Origin of the sequence: Actinoplanes sp. NPDC051494 (assembly GCF_044454705.1) — a bacterium.
In the GTDB taxonomy this organism is placed as follows: domain Bacteria; phylum Actinomycetota; class Actinomycetes; order Mycobacteriales; family Micromonosporaceae; genus Actinoplanes.
In genome coordinates, this window is the sequence record NZ_JBITDZ010000008.1 from 296,731 (window position 1) to 312,643 (window position 15,913).

Consider the following 15,913-nt stretch of genomic DNA (forward strand, 5'->3'; position numbering starts at 1 on the left):
TAAGAGCGATGCACCAAGCATTTCAAGAGCAGTGCTCTCGATGTGGCACACTGTTTCCATGAGTGCTGCTTCGCTGCGCGCCCGGATCCGCGCCGAGATGTCCGACGAGATCAAGGCGGCTGCCCGGCGGCACCTGGCCACCGACGGGGCGAACCTCTCGCTGCGCGCGGTCGCCCGCGACCTCGGCATGGCCTCGTCCGCGGTCTACCGCTACTTCGCGAGCCGGGACGAGCTGCTCACGGCACTGATCATCGACGCGTACGACGACCTGGGCGCCGCCGCGGAAGCCGTCCCGCTACCCGATTCCTTCCCGGAGCAGTGGCTGGCGGTCGCGCACGGCGTACGCGAATGGGCGCTGGCGAATCCACATGAGTGGGCCCTCGTCTATGGCAGCCCGGTCCCCGGCTATCAGGCGCCGGCCGACACCATCGGCTCGGCGATCCGGGTGATCCTGGCGCTCGCCAAGGTCGTCCAGAACGCCTCCCTGGTCGGCCGGGTGGACGACGGCGAGCCGGTCGGCGGCCGGCTCGGGGCGGAGTTGCAGGCCATGGCGGACACCGCGGTGCCGGGCATCGCCCCGCAGCTGGCCGGCCGGACGATGGCCGGCTGGATCCAGCTCATCGGCGCGATCAGCGCCGAGCTGTTCGGCCAGCTCCAGAACACGATCGACGCGCGCCGGGATTTCTTCGAGTTCCAGATGCGCGGCACCGCCGCCTGGATCGGGCTGCGCTAGGGGGTCCAGTTAGCGCGGGGCATGTCGACCCGTTCACCCTTGAGGGGGACGCCTTCGCTCAGCAGCCGCTGACGGGCCTCCTGCTCGTGCCCGGGCGGCATGCGGCCGGCGCTGTTCACCACCCGGTGCCACGGGACGCCTCCGCCGTGCCGGGCCATGATCGTGCCGACCTGGCGGGCGGAGTTGCGGCCCGAGCGGTCGGCGAGCGCGTCGGCGACCGCGCCGTACGACATGACGTGGCCCTCCGGGATGCTCTCCACGAGCTGGAGAACCAGTTCGGTGTACTCCTGCGGTGTCACCGTTGCCACGATATGGGAAGCGACGCGGGTCTTGAAGGCCACGGCGAGCACAATGGGCCAGGTGCGTGAACAGGTGACCGGAGCCCGTCGGATCGTCGTCAAAGTGGGGTCGTCCTCGCTGACCACGGCCGCGGGCGGGATCGACGACCTGCGCGTCGACGCCCTGGTCGACGTGCTCGGCGGGCTGGCCGCCCAGGGGCGCGAGGTCGTGCTGGTCTCCAGCGGGGCGATCGCCGCCGGGCTGGCCCCGCTCAAGCTGCGCCGGCGCCCGCGTGACCTGGCCACCCAGCAGGCGGCCGCCTCGGTGGGCCAGGGCCTGCTGATCGCCCGTTACTCGGCCGGCCTCGCCCGGCACGGGCTGACCGTGGGCCAGGTGCTGCTCACCGTCGACGACGTCACCCGGCGCAAGAACTACCGCAACGCGTACCGGACCCTGCGCAAGCTGCTCGACCTCGGTGCCCTGCCGATCGTCAACGAGAACGACACGGTCGCCACCGACGAGATCCGCTTCGGCGACAACGACCGGCTGGCCGCCCTGGTCGCCGCCCTGGTCCAGGCCGATCTGCTGGTGCTGCTCTCCGACGTGGACGCGCTCTACACCGGCGACCCCGCGTCCCCCACCTCCAGCCGCGTTCTGGACGTCCGCCCCGATTCCGATCTGTCCGGCATCTCGGTCGGGAGTGCCGGCAAGGCCGGGGTCGGCACCGGCGGCATGGTCACCAAGGTCGAGGCCGCGCGGATCGCCACCGGCTTCGGCATCCCGGTGGTGCTGACCGCCGCGCCGCTGGCCGGGGCCGTGCTGAACGGCGACGACGTCGGCACGCTGTTCCACGCCGCCGAGCACCGCCCCGCGGCCCGGCTGTTCTGGCTCGCCCACGCCACCTCCCCGCGCGGCCGGCTGCATCTCGACCCCGGCGCGGTCACCGCCGTGGTCGCCCGGCGCAAATCGCTGCTGCCCGCCGGGATCACCGCGGTCGACGGCTCCTTCGCGGCCGGCGACGCGGTCGACCTGGTCGACGCCGGCTCCGGCGCACCGGTCGCCCGCGGGCTGGTCAACTACGACGCGGTCGAGCTGCCCGCGCTGCTCGGACGGTCCACGCCCGAGCTCGCCGCGTCCCTCGGCCCCGGATACGAACGCGAGGTCGTCCACCGCGACGACCTGGTCCTTCTCTAGGAGAGATCGCATGAGTGTGCTCCAGCAGGCCGCCGAGGCACGGGTCGCCGCCATCGACCTGGCCGCCGCCACCCGGACCGAGAAGGACGCCGCGCTCGTCCTGATGGCCACCCGGCTGGTCGAACGCGCCGACGAGATCGTCGCCGCGAATGCCACGGACATCGACGATGCCCGTACCAGCGGCCTGTCGGAAGCCATGATCGACCGTCTCACGCTGACCACCGACCGGGTCGCCGCCATGGCCGACGGTCTGCGGCAGCTGGCCGCCCTGCCCGACCCGGTCGGCGACGTCGTACGCGGCTCGACCCTCGCCAACGGCCTGGAGCTGCGGCAGATCCGGGTGCCGTTCGGCGTGGTCGGCATCATCTACGAGGGCCGCCCCAACGTCACCGCCGACGCGGCCGGCATCTGCCTCAAATCCGGCAACGCGGCCCTGCTGCGCGGCTCCGGCTCGGCGATGAGCTCCAACACGGCGATCGTCGCGGTGCTGCGCGAAGCGGTCGCCGACGCCGGGCTGCCCGCGGACGCCATCCAGCTGCTCGACGCGACCAGCCGCGACTCGGTCAAGGAACTCATGCGCGCCCGCGGCCTGGTCGACGTGCTGATCCCGCGCGGCGGCGCCTCGCTGATCAAGACCGTGGTCGAGGAATCCACGGTGCCGGTGATCGAGACCGGCGTCGGCAACTGCCATGTGTACGTGGACGAGGCCGCCGACCTCGAGAAGGCCCTCGCCGTGGTGCTCAACTCCAAGACCCAGCGCCTCTCGACCTGCAATACCGCCGAATCCCTGCTGGTCCACGCCGCCCTCGCCGAAACGTTCCTGCCGCTCGTGGTCGAGGAGCTGATCAACGCGGGCGTGACCGTGCACGGCGACCCCCGGGTGACCGGCCTCGACGGCGTGGTCCCGGCCACCGACGAGGACTGGGACACGGAATACCTCTCGGCCGACATCGCGGTCGCCGTGGTCGACACCCTCGACGACGCCCTCGACCACATCCGCCGCCACGGCACCGGCCACACCGAGGCCATCGTCAGCGAGAACGTGACCGCCACCCGTCGCTTCACCGCCGGCGTCGACGCCGCAGCCGTCATGATCAACGCTTCCACCCGCTTCACCGACGGCGGCGAATTCGGTTTCGGCGCCGAGATCGGCATCAGCACCCAGAAACTCCACGCCCGCGGGCCGATGGGCCTGCCCGAGCTCACGTCCACCAAGTACGTGGTGACGGGTAACGGCCACACCCGCTAGGGCGCATCTGGCGGATCACGGCGAGCCGAGACGTGGTCCAGGTTTCGCGTCGCAAGTGGGCCGGGCACGGAGGTACCGGTGTTGTACCTGCGTGATCGGACCGCGCCGCGAGGCGGAAGCTGGGCCTCGTCGCAGGCCGCAGTGATCCGCCAGATGCGCCCTGGTCAGGCGCGCTCCAGGAATCCGTCCAGCGCCGCACGGAACGCGGCCGGCTGCTCCACCCACGGGTAATGGCCGCAATCCGCGAGCACGGCCAGCGACCCGTGCGGGAAGAGCGCCGGCAGCGCGGCGACCGGGGCGAACCCGGTCAGAAAGTCCTGCGCCCCGGCGATCACCAGGACCGGTGCCGGCACCCCGGCCAGCAGCGCGGCCAGGTCGCCGGGCGGGTCCAGGGTCTGGAACGCCTGGTTCGCGGCCCAGCTCACCGGGCCCACCTCGCCGTGGACCCGCGCGGTCTCGTTCCACGTCGCGAAGCCCCGGGGCATCACCACCTGGAAGAACGCGTTGATCCCGGCGTCGTCGGGCGTCTCCGGCCCGGCCCGGCCGGCCTCGACCACGGAGTCGAACCACGGCTCGCCGGTCTTCGCGGCGAACAGCTCCTCCGCGTCGGACGGCACGTCGACCAGGTGCGCGGCCGGGGGCGTGACCAGCACCAGCGCGGAGAGCCGGTCCGGGAAGCGCACCGCGTAGGCCATCGCGAGCCGGGTCCCGGCCGAATGCCCGAGCAGGTGCACCCGGCCCAGACCCAGGTGGAGCCGGAGCGCCTCGACATCCTCCGCCTGCCGCCAGTACGAAGCGGTCTCGGTGGCGTCCGGCATGGGCGACAACCCGACGCCGCGCAGATGGGGCACGACCAGCCGGTGCCGGGAATCGAGGCCGGCCAGGTCACCCAGGTAACTCGGATGCCGCCCCGCGCCACCGGCCAGCGCGATCAGCACCGGCCCGTCCCCCAGCTCGTCGTAGTGCAGCTGCGTCCCGTCGGCCCCCGCGTAACTCGGCATACGACCAGATTAAGGGCTGCTCAGCGGCAGGCACGGATCACGGTGAGGGTGGTGTTCACGTCGAAGACCGGGCCTTCGTCGCTGTCCCAGCCCCCGTCCGTACGCTGCGTCCCGGTCAGCCTCTTGTGGGCACCGGCCAGCAGTTCGTCATCGCCGAGTCCGGCCCGGCGCAGCACCGCGGCCATGGTCGCCACGTCGGCCGGGGACATGCCGTCGAGACGGTCGCCGAGCACGAGCTGTACCCGGGCCGACTCGTAGAAGAGCTGCGCCCCGTGCAGCAGCCCCGCCGCATACCAGCCGGCCGCCAGGAACGACGGCCACGTGCCGTCCGGCCGCAGCCGCGCGGCGACAAACCGGGCCGCCCGCTCCGAAGCGGAATGCCGCCCACCGGCGGTCGCGGCAGCATGCTGGCCGGCTGCGGTCGCAACGGCATGCTGGCCGGCTGCGGTCGCGGCGGCGTGCTGGCCGGCTGCGGTCGCGGCGGCGTGCTGGCCGGCTGCGGTCGCGGCGTGCCGGCCGGCTGCGGTTGTCCAGAAGCCGGCCACCGCGGTCAGGTACAGCGTGGCCTCCGGGTCGCCGGGCTTTGCCCAGGGCGGGGCCTCGGGGGCGAGCACGTCGTCCTCCTGCCAGCTCCCGTCGGACCGCTGCACGCCGGCCAGCCACGTCACCGCCCGGTCAGCCTGCGGACCGTGGAGACAACCGAGGTCGTCGAGCTCGGCGAGGCGGATGCAGGTGGCGTCGACCGACGGCACCGACGTATCGCCGCCGGCCGGCCACCCGCCCGCCCCGGTCTGCTCGCGGCCGATGGTGTCGAGGACGCTCGGCGGCGGCGGGGTGCCGGCTCGCAGGAAGGACAGACGAGCACGTTCGATGGGGTCGCCGTGGGCCACCACGTACCCGATCGCGGCATCTATATCGACCACGATCGTGACGGTACTCCGGAAAAGCACCGGCCACCCGCCCCGTTCGAGGGGCGGGTGGCCGGGACGTCAGTAGGACGGCAGGGACGGGTCCACGGTGTTGACCCAGGACACGATGCCACCCTGGACGTGCACGGCGTCCTTGAAGCCGGCGGCCTTGAGGGCGGCCAGGGCCTCCGCCGAGCGCACACCGGACTTGCAGTGCAGCACGATCTGCCGGTCCTGCGGAAACTGGGCCAGCGCCTCGCCCGACAGGATCTCGCCCTTGGGGATCAGCGTCGCGCCGGGGATCGAGACGATCTCGTACTCGGCCGGCTCACGGACGTCGACGATGAATACGTCCTTGCCCGCGTCCTGCCAGTCCTTGAGCTCCTTCGCCGTGATCGTGGCGTTGAGCGTGGCCTCCTGGGCCTCCGTGGAGACGGCGCCGCAGAAGTCCTCGTAGTCCTCGAGCAGCTCGGTGACCGTGGGGTTCTCGCCGCAGAGCGCGCAAGCCGGGTCCTTACGGACCTTGATCTTGCGGTATTCCATCTCGAGGGCGTCGTAGACCATCAGCTTGCCGACCAGCGGCTCACCGATGCCGGTGATCAGCTTGATCGCCTCGTTGACCTGGATCGAGCCGATCGACGCGCACAGCACGCCGAGCACGCCACCCTCGGCGCAGCTCGGGACCATGCCGGGCGGCGGGGGCTCCGGGTACAGGCAGCGGTAGCAGGGACCGTGCTCCTCCCAGAAGACCGAGGCCTGCCCGTCGAAGCGGTAGATCGAACCCCAGACGTACGGCTTGCCGAGCAGCACCGCGGCGTCGTTGACCATGTAACGGGTCGCGAAGTTGTCGGTGCCGTCGACGATGAGGTCGTACCCGCTGAAGATCTCTTTGACGTTGTCAACGTCGAGCGCGGTGTTGTGGATCTCCACGTTCACCAGCGGGTTGATCTCGCGGATGCTCGCCGCGGCGGACTCGGCCTTGGGCCGGCCGACGTCGGAGACGCCGTGGATGACCTGACGCTGCAGGTTGGACTCGTCGACGGTGTCGAAGTCGACGATGCCGAGCGTGCCCACCCCGGCCGCGGCCAGGTAGAGCAGCGCCGGGGAGCCGAGACCACCCGCGCCGACGACGAGCACCTTGGCGTTCTTGAGCCGCTTCTGCCCGGCCATACCGACGTCAGGGATGATCAGGTGACGGGAGTAACGCTGGATCTCCTCGATCGACAGCGAGGCCGCCGGCTCGACGAGCGGGGGCAGTGACACGGTGAACTCCCCGGGTAGACGGTAAGGTGCGCCCACCATTGTTGCTCGTTCCCCGCCGGAATGCCCATGACGAGGAACACCGGCCCGACATGCGGGACGCGGGAATCAACCGTCACCCGATCGGGTTGCCCGCGTACCGCCGCCCGGACAGGTACGGCCAGGCATTCGGCTCGCACCCCTTGAGACCGTACGTCTGCTGCATCATCACCGGGGCGGCCTCACCCTTGGCCGGGCAGTCCTCGTGACCATGACCGAGCTGGTGCCCGACCTCATGGTTGATCGCGTAAGCCCGGTACACCTCGAGCGGCGCACCATAATCGGGCACGGCCTTCTGCCACCGGTCCAGATTCATCACCACCTGACCGGGCATCCGGCACGAACTGAACGCACCGGTCTTCAGCCCCGCGGCCGCGCACATCTTCTCAGCGGTCTTCGCCGAGGTCAGATAGATCGTGAACTCGGACCCGGCCGCCTGCGGAACCCGCTGCAACCGGAACTGCCGCCCGGCGATCCAGCTCCGCGGGTCACCCAGAATCCGATCGACCTCGTCCGCGAAATCGCCCCCGCTGCCCTGCCCGATCCGCTTCTCCACGGCAACCTTGAAGCGCCGCAGCGTGCCGGTCGTGCCGAGCACCGGCCCGTACCCTTCGACGAAGGTGAGGCCGGCCACGCTCAGATCCGCCGGTGCCTTGGCCGGCGGCTGATCGACGGCATCAGCCGGGATACCCCCCGCGGTGGTCCGGGTGGGTGCGGCAGGCTCGATCGGATCCTTCGGTACGGGCAGAGCGCCCGGTTCCGCCGCCCCCACCCCGACCGTGTCCTGTGTCGGGGCCGCCGATTCACGATTGTCCCGGATGACCTGGCCGATCACGAGCACCACGACGGCCAGCAACAGGAAGATCAGCACCGCGGCCTGCCGCCGTCTGCGCAGCATCCGCCGTCCCCCACCCGAGGCGGCATCCCCGTCCCCGACCGGCCCAGCCGGCGGCGGCGGAACGTTCATCGGCGGCGCGGTCATGTCCGGCCCCACCAGCACGGGCCCCATCATTCCCGGCCCCATCATTCCCGGCCCCGCCGTTCCGGGCCCAGCGGTCGGAACCGCGGGAATCTGCTCGGTGGTCGCACTCCCCGGCCACGCTCCTGCGGGCATCCCGAACGGAGCACCGGCGGGCGGCAACGGATGTTCCCCCGGCGGCATGAAAGCGACGGTCTCAGCCCCAGCTCCGCCGCCCGAGATGGTCCCGCCGGCCACAATGGTCCCGCCCGCAACGGTTCTCACGCCCGCCGAGGTGGTCTCACCAGCGATAACGGTCCCATCCGCGGCAATGATCAAGCCTGCGCTGTCAGCCCCGGCCCCCGCGCCACCAGCCTTCGCGCCTCCAGCCTCCGCGCCACCAGCCTTCGCGCCACCAGCCTTCGCGCCACCAGCCTCCGCGTCCCCGTCCCCGGCCGCTGTCTCCCCGGCAACCTTGCCACCGGCCGCCTTCTGGGCAACCACCGCGCTGCCGTCCGCCACCCCGCCACCGGTCGCTGTCGCACCGCCGGTCGCTGTCGCGCTGCCGGCCGCTGTCGCGCTCTCGGCTGCGGTCTTGCTCTTCGCGCCGGCCGCCCGTCCCGGTGGCGCGGCGATCGGGACGGCGATGTCCGTGAACGCCGCCGACTCCGTACCGGCACCATCCGTCTCGGCGGGCTTGGCCGGAACCATCGGCTTCGTCGCAGGCTCGGCCGCGATCCCACCAGCCGGATCGTCCCCCGAGGGCCGTCCCGGAGAGGCCGGCCGCGTCCGCACCCCCGAACGATTCGCCGGCCCGGTCGACCTGGAAGCACCCCGCCGTGCGGTGCGTTCCACGGTCCCGGCCCCGGACATCACAGCCGCAAGATCCTCGGTGTCCGTGCGTCCTTTGGTCTCGGCCGAGGCATCGGCCTTCCCCGCGGCGTACGCCTCGGCGACAGCCTCCGCGCTCACCGCGGTGTCAGCAAGCTCTTCCGCCACGGCACCCTTGGCCGCACGGCTACGGGAACGACTCTTCGAAGCCGTAGCCTTGACCGGCCCGGCATCGGCGACGCCGGCCTCAGCCCCACCGGCGTCAGCCCTGGCAGAACCCTTGGCCGCCGCCTTGCCCGATGTCGCCCGGCCGGATACCGCCTTGGCCGCGTCGCCGGGTGCCGCCCCGGCCGCGGTCGCCGCCTTGGCCGACCCCGTCCTGCCACCTGCCGTCCTGGTAGTGGACGTCCCGCCGGACCCGTCCCCCTTACCCGGCGCCGACCCAGCAACGGCCGACTTGCCCGGTGCCGCCTTGGTCCCCGCAGCTCTACTCGGCGCAACCTTGCCTGGCGCAACCTTGCTCGGCGCAACCACCGCCCCCGTGGCGTTGCCCGCCGCGGCCTGGTCAGCTCCAGACTTGTCCACTCCAGCCTTGCCCGTCGCGGCCCTGCCAGGTGTAGCTCGGGTAGATGCGACGCCAGCCGATGCGGCCTTCCCAGGCGTAGCTTTGGACGACGCGCCGCCAGCCGACACCGCCTTGACCGGCCCGGCTTTGACCGGCGCCGCTTTGACCGGCGCCGCTTTGACCGGCGCCGCTTTGACCGACGCGGCCTCGACCGGCGCCGCTTTGACCGACGCGGCCTTGACCGGCACGGCTTTGACCGGCGTGGCCTTGGTCGACACGGCACCACCCGGCGTGGCTTTTGTCGGTGTGGTCTCGGCCGACGCTGCTTTGGCCGGTGTGGTCTTGGTCGACACGGCACCACCCGGCGTGGCTTCTGTCGGTGTGGTCTTGGCCGACGCTGCTTTGGCCGGTGTCGTCTTGGCCGCGGCCGTCCCGGAGGCGGCCGTCCCGGAGGCGGCCGTCCCGGAGGCGGCCGTCCCGGAGGCGGCCGTCCTCGCGGGGGTTGTCTTCGTGGCGGCTGTCCTGGCTGGACCGGCCTTCACCGCCGATGCCTCGCCCGATGCCTTCGCCGCGGTGCTCTTGGCGGGGGTGGCTTTCGCCGCTCGGGCCGGTGTGGCCCTGGTCGATGTCGTTTTGGTCGCACCGGCCGCAGTCGTTCCGGCCTTGCCCGGCATTGAATCCGCGGCGTCGTTGGTGGTGGGCACAGGCGCCGCCTTGGTAACCGTGGTCTTGGCCGGTGTGGACTTAGCTGCTACGGCTCGAGCGGGTGTGGCCCGGCCCTCGGCCGATCTCCGCCGGCTGCTTCGGCCACCCGCGGCGGCGGTCGTCAGCGGGGCGGCGGAGGGCGCAGGCACGGTGGACTCCGGAGCAGCCCCGGAAGGGGACGGTCGGCGCGCGGCTCGGGTTGTCGTACCCGCCGGATCTAGGGGTTGGGTCGATGTTGGCCGGCGCGTGCTCGACCGGGCCGGTGCCTTCGCCGTCGTCGGGTTCCGCTCGGGCAGCTCCTCAGCGGCGGTCCGGGGAGCTGCGGAACCTTTTGTCGCCTTTGCCATAACATAGGCCAGAGTGCCAGAGGCGGAGGCTTGTCACAGGCGTTTCGCGAGACACCCTCAGAACCATCCGATCAGAGGGCTCGGGGCCGTCAGACAGGTGGTCCTTGCAGGAGCTTTCCGTCAAGACGCGCCCATGGGTACGGCACACAGCCGCGCAAGGTCAGCGTCTGCTGGACCATCACGGGGGCCGGGCCTCCCCGCTTCGGGCAGCCTTCGTGGTGCCGGCCGAAATCGTGCCCCACCTCGTGGTTGATCACGTATTGGCGGTAGGTGGCGAGCGGGACCCGGGCGCTCACGAACGGCCGGGACGACAGCCGCCAGCGGTCCAGGTTGATGATCGCCCGGCCGGTGGTGCGGCACGACGTGTACGGGCGGCCGCCCACCGTGACGTTCACCCCACCGTTGCGGCACATCCGGCCGGCCGTGTCGCGTGTCGCCAGGTACACCGTGAAGCTGGCGGTCGCGTTGCCCGGCACCCGTTGCAACCGGACCTGGCCCTGGCCGACCCAGCTGCGGGAGTCACCGAGGGTCGCCTCGACCTGGGCGGCGAACGCGGCCACGTCCTCGTTGCTGCCCTTCTCGACCGCGACGTGGTATCGGCGCAGCGTCCCCGACCGGCCGAAGACTTTGCTCCAGCCCGACGCATAGTCGAATGTGCCGGAGCCGTGCGTCGGCACACCGCCGGGCAGCACGAGCGCGTCGGCCGGCGTGACCGGGGCGGGCGGGGCGACCGAGGCGGGCGGGGCGACCGACGGCGCGGCGGACGCGGTGCCGGCCGGCTGCGACGCGGCGACCGAGGCGGCGGCGGACGCGGACGGTACGACCGCGGGCTGGGACGTGGTCGACGTCCACACCGTCGGCAGCAGCGTGCCGGCGGCCAGCAGCAGCACGACGGCGAGCATGGCGGCGATCCACCAGCGGCGGCGCCGGTCGGGTTCGGTCCCGGGCCCGGTCGCAGCGGTCACGGCCTCGGGCGCGGAGATGTTGATCATCGGCCGCCAGCGTGCCACACGGACCAGAAAACGTTTCGCGCGAGTGGGGGCATCGCGGAGCCATACCCCGGTGCGCTCGGGACTATCCACCGGCATCGGAGATCACCCCACGGGAGAGTGGACGTCCCGTAGCAACCCGACGATGCCGCGGGCCACCAGACGGGGCACTTCCATCTGCGCGACGTGACCGACCCCGGGCAGCACCAGCAGGCGGCTGTCCGGGATGCTCCGGGCCACCTGCGCCGGGACACGCGGGTCGACCAGGTCGTCACGCAGGCCGCCGATCACCAGGGTGGGCGCGCTCACCCGGGCGGCCAGACGCCACTGCGAATTGACCCCGGGGAGGTACGCGCGGAGGAAGCTCGACACCAGTCCACGCAACGTCCCCATGTACGCCCGGGGGTAGTGCTCGACGGTGTACCGCAGGCGGATCTCCTCGATCGCCTCGGCCCGGCGCTGCTCGCTGACCTTCGCGGTGTCCCCGAAGCAGGCCAGGAGCACCTGTTCGGCCTGCTGCTCGGCGGTCATCCGGGCGATGCCCCAGGCGAATAACCGGTCGGCCCGGGGCAGGGCGAGCAACGGCAGGATCCGGCCCTGAGCGGTACGCCGCGGGTCGAGGAACGGCATGGCCGGACTGATCAACGTGAGCGTGCGCACGAGGTCGGGGCGCAACGCGGCCACCCGTACCGAAATGGAACCGCCGAGTGAGTTGCCGATCAGATGGACCGGGCCACGGCCGGCGTACTCGAGGTAACCGATGAGCCGGTCGGCGAACGCCGTGATGGAGTATCGCCGGCTGGGGTCGCTGTAGCCGAAACCCGGCAGGTCGACGGCCTGGCCGTCGAGCCGGTCGGCGAGCAGCCCGGCGACGTCGGTGAAATTCTGCGAGGACCCACCGAGCCCGTGCACATAGACGGCCGGCTCGGCATCCGGCGAAGTCGCCGGGGTGTCCCGGACGTGCAGCATCGCGCCGTCGATCACGACCCGGCGAGCGGGCCACGGCGGCGGCACGTCACCATCCGGCGGCAGGAGATCGTCCGCCGCGAGTTGTGCACCCTTCATCAGGACAAGAGTGCCTCAAGGCGGCGATTGACGGCGGCGAGTGTGGCGCGGACCATCGCATGCCGATCGTCACCGGCGACGATCGCGGAGCCGGCCAGCTGCTCGACCCACCCGTCGGTGGCGAGAAGGACCACGACAACGGCAACCTGACTCGACCCGAACGGTACGGCGGCAGCATGCTCGACGAAGCACTTGGCCGGCCCGTCCACGTGCTCGGAGCGGGTGAGCAGCTGGTCGACGGCGTTCGCGGTGGCCGTGGCACAGAGCCGCAGCAGGTAGGCGTCGACCGCCGGCCCGGTGGCCTCACCGGCGGCGATCTGACCGTCGACCACGAGCCGGACCTTGACCGTGGCCTCGGTGCCGAACGTGTTGACCTGCACGTTCTCGATCATCACCCGCGGGCCGGGGCGCGAACCGGGCCCGAGCAGCGGACGCGGAGCCCGGCCGTCCTGACCGGGCGCGGTGTTCTCGCTGCCGCTGGTCGGAGAACGTTTCGGCAGCGCCCGGCCGGCCGGTTCGGGCGTGAACGGCTCCGGCGTAGCGGCCGGACGAGCCGGCGCCGAGGCCTGCCGGGCGGGCGCCTGCAGCGCGGACGCCTGCCGCGCGGACGTGGCCACCTGCCGCGCGGTCGCGGGGTCATCGCGATCGGGGCCCACGTCCAGCCCTTGCCCCCCGCCGTCCGCACCCTGCCTGCCGAGGCCCGAGCCGTTGTCCGAGCGTCCCAGGCCCGAGCCGTTGTCCGAGCGTCCCAGGCCGGCGCCGGCGTCCTGCCGGCCGAGGCCGGAACCTGTCTCAGGACGACCGAAGCCGGCGGCCGGGTCTTGTCGACCAAGGCCCGCGCCTGCCTCTGAGCGCCCGAGGCCTGAGCCACTGTCCGGGCGCCCCAGGCCCGCGGCTGAGTCTTGCCGACCAAGGCCCGATCCCGTCTCCGGGCGACCGAGGCCGGGGGCCTGGCGGGTGGGTGCGGTGTCTGGTCGCATCACCGACGGCGCGGCGGGCGGTGCCGAGGCCTGGGCCGCGGGCGAGGAGACCGACGGGGACACCGGGCGCACGGGCGAGGACACCGGCCGGGCCGGTGGCGCGGACCGGGGCGCGATGATCGGCTGGCCGGACGCCGGTGGCGCCGATCGGGGCGCGGAAGCCGGCCCACCCGGCATCGGCGGTCCACCCAACGGCGGTCCACCCAACGGCGGTCCACCCAGCGGGGGCCCGCCCAGCGGAGGTCCGGACAAGGGGGATCCGGACAAGGGGGATCCGGTCAGGGGCGAGCCGGTCAGCGGGGAGTTGGCCGGGGGCGGGCCGCCCATCGGCATGCCGCCCATCGGGAGGGCGCCCTGCATGGCGGCGTCCAGGCCCATCCGGTCCTGCAGCAGGCGGGCGACCTGGCGGCTCACCTCGGCCGGGTCGGCACCCTCGGCGAGGTCCAGCCGCAGGCTGTGTGCCCCGGCGGGGGTGGTGCGCAGCGCGGCGTCACGGACGCCGTCCACCTCGCGTACCGCCTCGAGGATCGCGTTGACGTCGAAACCCTCGTGCCGCTCCTGTGACGGGGACAGCACGTCATCGCGACGCAGGTGCGTCGCGATCCGCGCGAGCGCGGGGGTCTCGGCCGAGGGCTCCACGGACGGCGGCTCCGGGACGGTGGGCACGTCCGGTTGGGCCGGGACGCGCTGGGGCAACGCGGGAAAGGTGGGCTCCACCGGGTTGTCGGCTACGGGGTCGCCGGGCCGGGGATAGACCGGCAGTGGCGACTCGTAGGGCAGTCGACGCGGAAAGCTGGAGGGATCGTACGACGGACGATTCAACCTTTGATCACCGGAACGCGACTCGTCGGTAACCACCGGGACCCGGGGTAGGCCCGCGGCGGGGGTGGGCTCCAGCGCGTGCCGCGCTGACTCGTGCGGAGCCCATTCGAGGTCTCCCTCGTACGGGTAGGGCGGGGCGCTCGCCGGCGGCGTCGCGTCGTACGTGGTCTCGTCGCCGCGCAGCAGTTCGGGGGCGAACGGATCGGGCCTGGCCCGGCCGTTGGAGCCGTTGCTGCTCTTGTTCTCGCCGTGCGGCGAGAGGTGGTTGAGCAGGTCGGAGTAGCGCGCGCTGCGGTCGGACCACCGCGGCGCCGGGCCGGTGCCCGGCGGGAGGTCGACCGGGAAGGATCCGGCGAGCGGGGTGTCGGCGTCCGGCGCGGGCTGGAACCCGGGCGGGGGCGGTGTGCGGGGCTCGCGGGCGTAGGGGCGGACCTCGGTGGCCGGTCGGCGCCAGGCCGGAATGTCCGTCTCCGCATCGAGTGCGGTTCCGGCGTTGGACCATGAGTTCTCACGCGCGGCCCAGCCGTTCAACAGGGAGCGGTCACGCGAATCAGCACCGGTACCGCCTTCCGCGGTACCCGCGTCACCGTTTTGCCCTGTTTCGTCCACCGCGCACTCCTCGCTTTCCCCGTGCTGAGGCTACCGTGTGGTTGCTGTGGCGATAAGTTGCAGCGTCGCGACAATTGCCCGCCCGGGACGCCGACGATCGACGAACCGGGCAATCCACGTCGTCTGCGTGCGGCGGGGATCGAGCACCGGAGGTTGGAAGACATGACCGCTGCGTCCGGCGGGGCACAGACGGCAGGGCGCCCGACGCGCCTGCCGCGCTCCGCGCGCCGTAAGCAACTGCTTGCCGCCGCGCAGCAGATCTTCGTGGCCCAGGGCTATCACGCGGCCGCGATGGACGAGATCGCCGAGCGGGCCGGGGTGTCCAAGCCGGTCCTGTACCAACACTTCCCCGGCAAGCTCGAGCTGTATCTCGCCCTGCTGGACACGCACTGCGACGCGATAATCGCCAAGGTGCGTGAGGCGATGCTGGCCACTCCCGACAACAAGGAGCGGGTCAAGGGCGCGGTCCGGGCCTACTTCGACTTCGTCGACCACGAGAGCGAGGCGTTCCGGCTCGTCTTCGAGTCCGACCTGCGCAACGACCCTCAGGTCCGCGAACGCGTCGAACGCGTCGAGCAGGGCTGCATCGCGGCGGTCACCGACACTGTGGTGTCCGACACCGGCCTGAGCCAGGCGAACGCCGAACTGATCGCGTCCGGCCTGGTAGGGGCCGCGGGCCAGGCCGCGCAGTATTGGCTCGCGACCGGCCGTCAGACCGCCAAGCCCGAGGCGGAAGCCCTGGTCGCGGCGCTGATCTGGCGAGGCATCGCCAGCTTCCCGCTGCAGGGTGAGTCATCTCCGTGAACGCGCGCGGAAATCGGCTAGCCTTCATATCGGAAGACTGCTGAGAGGGAGGGACCCCCGTGGAGGTCAAGATCGGCGTGCAGTACGCCCCGCGCGAGCTGTCGCTGGAGAGCGCGCAGACGCCGGCTGAGGTCGAGCAGGCTGTGACCGAGGCGATGGCCAAGGACAGCGTCCTGACCCTTACTGACGAGAAGGGCCGCAAGGTGATCATCCCGATCGCCAAGGTGGCATACGTGGAGATCGCCGAGAGCAGCAACCGTCCGTTCGGCTTCACCACGCGCTGACCGTCTGGTTTCACTGCTTGACGTCACCAGGGGGCCACCGCGCCCCCTGGTGACGTATACAGCCTTGTCACCATCGCCTTGAGGTGCGCAATCTCTCGGTCGGGTAGACTTGCGTCGTCGCCGCAGACGTCGATCCATTCAGTCGGTCTTCATCAGCTGGCCCAGGTAGCCCTAGCAGGCGGCCTTAGCCGACCTGCCGGACCTCCGGCCGGGCCGCTGATTCCCTCGACTGACATCGCCGCGGCGACGCGCGTGCGGCCCGCGAGCTTCTTTCTCGCGTGTGGCCCGCGC

General features: G+C 71.9%; 13 protein-coding genes. 5 read left to right on the forward strand and 8 right to left on the reverse strand.

The features are described from left to right. The first annotated feature begins 58 nt into the window (after positions 1-58). Complete coding sequence (locus tag ACIA6A_RS26935; protein WP_396100635.1) at positions 59-733, forward strand: TetR/AcrR family transcriptional regulator; 675 nt, start codon at positions 59-61, stop codon at positions 731-733. On the opposite strand, the gene ACIA6A_RS26940 is transcribed toward ACIA6A_RS26935, so the two are convergent. After that, positions 730-1,032, reverse strand: coding sequence for an MGMT family protein (locus tag ACIA6A_RS26940; RefSeq protein WP_396100637.1), 303 nt, complete (start codon positions 1,030-1,032; stop codon positions 730-732). The two genes, ACIA6A_RS26935 and ACIA6A_RS26940, sit on opposite strands and share 4 nt — an antisense overlap. A 61-nt stretch (positions 1,033-1,093) precedes the next feature. Here ACIA6A_RS26940 and proB point away from each other — a divergent pair, with 61 nt between their 5' ends. Both proB and ACIA6A_RS26950 read left to right on the forward strand, forming a co-directional pair. Further along, positions 1,094-2,206 (forward strand): glutamate 5-kinase, encoded by a 1,113-nt coding sequence (proB, locus tag ACIA6A_RS26945; RefSeq protein ID WP_396100638.1) that lies wholly within the window; start codon positions 1,094-1,096, stop codon positions 2,204-2,206. Between the two features lie 10 nt (positions 2,207-2,216). After that, positions 2,217-3,455, forward strand: a complete 1,239-nt coding sequence (locus ACIA6A_RS26950) for a glutamate-5-semialdehyde dehydrogenase (RefSeq protein WP_396100639.1) — start codon at positions 2,217-2,219, stop codon at positions 3,453-3,455. A 164-nt stretch (positions 3,456-3,619) separates the two neighbouring features. Here ACIA6A_RS26950 and ACIA6A_RS26955 read toward each other — a convergent pair whose 3' ends face one another. From ACIA6A_RS26955 to ACIA6A_RS26985, 7 genes are all read right to left on the reverse strand, one after another. Continuing rightward, complete coding sequence (locus tag ACIA6A_RS26955) at positions 3,620-4,456, reverse strand: alpha/beta fold hydrolase (RefSeq protein ID WP_396100640.1); 837 nt, start codon at positions 4,454-4,456, stop codon at positions 3,620-3,622. Between the two features lie 20 nt (positions 4,457-4,476). Further along, positions 4,477-5,379, reverse strand: a complete 903-nt coding sequence (locus ACIA6A_RS26960) for a squalene--hopene cyclase (RefSeq protein ID WP_396100641.1) — start codon at positions 5,377-5,379, stop codon at positions 4,477-4,479. A 66-nt stretch (positions 5,380-5,445) separates the two neighbouring features. Next, positions 5,446-6,627: an adenylyltransferase/sulfurtransferase MoeZ gene (gene moeZ, locus ACIA6A_RS26965; RefSeq protein WP_396100642.1), complete on the reverse strand. Its 1,182-nt coding sequence runs from the start codon at positions 6,625-6,627 to the stop codon at positions 5,446-5,448. Between the two features lie 112 nt (positions 6,628-6,739). Continuing rightward, entirely contained in the window at positions 6,740-9,721 is a 2,982-nt protein-coding gene (locus ACIA6A_RS26970; RefSeq protein ID WP_396100643.1) for a DUF3152 domain-containing protein, read from the reverse strand. Between the two features lie 437 nt (positions 9,722-10,158). After that, complete coding sequence (locus ACIA6A_RS26975) at positions 10,159-11,061, reverse strand: DUF3152 domain-containing protein (RefSeq protein WP_396100644.1); 903 nt, start codon at positions 11,059-11,061, stop codon at positions 10,159-10,161. A gap of 102 nt (positions 11,062-11,163) precedes the next feature. Continuing rightward, complete coding sequence (locus ACIA6A_RS26980) at positions 11,164-12,123, reverse strand: alpha/beta fold hydrolase (RefSeq protein ID WP_396100645.1); 960 nt, start codon at positions 12,121-12,123, stop codon at positions 11,164-11,166. Further along, positions 12,123-14,534 carry a hypothetical protein gene (locus ACIA6A_RS26985; protein WP_396100646.1) on the reverse strand — a complete coding sequence of 804 codons (2,412 nt, stop codon included), beginning with the start codon at positions 14,532-14,534 and terminating at the stop codon, positions 12,123-12,125. The genes ACIA6A_RS26980 and ACIA6A_RS26985 overlap by 1 nt, the downstream gene beginning before the upstream one ends. Positions 14,535-14,696: 162 nt before the next feature. Between ACIA6A_RS26985 and ACIA6A_RS26990 the strand changes: the two genes are divergently transcribed. After that, complete coding sequence (locus ACIA6A_RS26990; protein ID WP_396100647.1) at positions 14,697-15,338, forward strand: TetR/AcrR family transcriptional regulator; 642 nt, start codon at positions 14,697-14,699, stop codon at positions 15,336-15,338. A 59-nt stretch (positions 15,339-15,397) separates the two neighbouring features. After that, positions 15,398-15,622, forward strand: a complete 225-nt coding sequence (locus tag ACIA6A_RS26995) for a DUF3107 domain-containing protein (protein WP_396100648.1) — start codon at positions 15,398-15,400, stop codon at positions 15,620-15,622. The last annotated feature ends 291 nt before the right edge of the window (positions 15,623-15,913 follow it).